Origin of the sequence: Williamsia serinedens, assembly GCF_024171725.1 — a bacterium.
Lineage (GTDB): Bacteria > Actinomycetota > Actinomycetes > Mycobacteriales > Mycobacteriaceae > Williamsia_A > Williamsia_A serinedens.
Genome location: NZ_JAMTCG010000021.1, coordinates 1 through 1,733 on the forward strand (window position 1 = coordinate 1; position 1,733 = coordinate 1,733).

The following is a 1,733-nucleotide window of genomic DNA, read 5'->3' on the forward strand; positions in this document are numbered from 1 at the left end:
GAGAACACACGTTTTCTCGGTAGTCCACTATCGCGCTGCCCGGTAACAGCCGTGGTGTGCCGGCCCCTCGGGGGTGGGTGTGCCTGTCGTGGTTGGGGTGTGTGGGTGATGGGTGTGTGTTGTTTGAGAATTGCACAGTGGATGCGAGCATCTTTATTTGATTTTGTTGTTTGTAAGTGTGTAAGGGCGTTCGGTGGATGCCTTGGTACCAGGAGCCGATGAAGGACGTGGTAGGCCGCGATAGTCCTCGGGGAGTTGTCAAACGAGCTGTGATCCGAGGGTGTCCGAATGGGGAAACCCAGCACCCGTGATGGGGTGTTACCCGCTGCTGAATGTATAGGCAGTGTGGAGGGAACGTGGGGAAGTGAAACATCTCAGTACCCGCAGGAAGAGAAAACAATAGTGATTCCGTGAGTAGTGGCGAGCGAAAGCGGAGGAGGCCAAACCATGCGCATGTGATACCCGGCAGGGGTTGTGTGTGTGGGGTTGTGGGGTCTGGTGTTCCCAATGCTGCCGTGTTGGGTGCGAGTGAGAAAACTGCGCGCTAGGTGAACTGGCCTGGAATGGTCGACCGTAGACGGTGAGAGTCCGGTAGTCGAAAGTGTGTGGTCTCGTGTGCCAGGTGCCCAAGTAGCAGCGGGCCCGTGGAATCTGCTGTGAATCTGCCGGGACCACCCGGTAAGCCTGAATACTTCCTGGTGACCGATAGCGGACGAGTACCGTGAGGGAAAGGTGAAAAGTACCCCGGGAGGGGAGTGAAATAGTACCTGAAACCGAGCGCTTACAATCCGTCAGAGCCTGCGCCTTCGGGGTGGGTGATGGCGTGCCTTTTGAAGAATGAGCCTGCGAGTTAGTGGCACGTCGCGAGGTTAACCCGTGTGGGGTAGCCGTAGCGAAAGCGAGTCTGAACAGGGCGAGTGCAGTGGCGTGTTCTAGACCCGAAGCGGAGTGATCTACCCATGGCCAGGGTGAAGCGTCGGTAAGACGACGTGGAGGCCCGAACCCACTTCAGTTGAAAATGGAGGGGATGAGCTGTGGGTAGGGGTGAAAGGCCAATCAAACTCCGTGATAGCTGGTTCTCCCCGAAATGCATTTAGGTGCAGCGTCGCATGTTTCTCGCTGGAGGTAGAGCTACTGGATGGCCGATGGGCCCTATCAGGTTACTGACGTCAGCCAAACTCCGAATGCCAGTGAGTGAGAGTGCGGCAGTGAGACTGCGGGCGATAAGGTTCGTAGTCGAGAGGGAAACAGCCCAGATCGCCGGCTAAGGCCCCTAAGCGTGTACTAAGTGGAAAAGGATGTGGGGTCGCGAAGACAACCAGGAGGTTGGCTTAGAAGCAGCCACCCTTGAAAGAGTGCGTAATAGCTCACTGGTCAAGTGATCCTGCGCCGACAATGTAGCGGGGCTCAAGTACACCGCCGAAGCCGCGGCACTCACACAAGACATCCATGATTCCCTGCGGGGGGTCGTGTAGTGGTGTGGGTGGGTAGGGGAGCGTCCTGCATCCGTGGAAGCGCCGGAGTGATCCAGGTGTGGAGGGTGTGGGAGTGAGAATGCAGGCATGAGTAGCGAAAGAAGAGTGAGAAACTCTTCCGCCGGATGACCAAGGGTTCCTGGGCCAGGCTAATCCGCCCAGGGTGAGTCGGGACCTAAGGCGAGGCCGACAGGCGTAGTCGATGGACAACGGGTTGATATTCCCGTACCCGTGTTCGTAGCGTCCATGCTGAATCAC

Annotated in this window: 1 rRNA gene; it reads left to right on the forward strand. The window is 57.5% G+C overall.

The window, feature by feature from the left end:
• Positions 1 to 170: 170 nt before the first annotated feature.
• Positions 171 to 1,733: ribosomal RNA gene (locus tag LX12_RS21665) — 23S ribosomal RNA — on the forward strand; the annotation flags it as partial.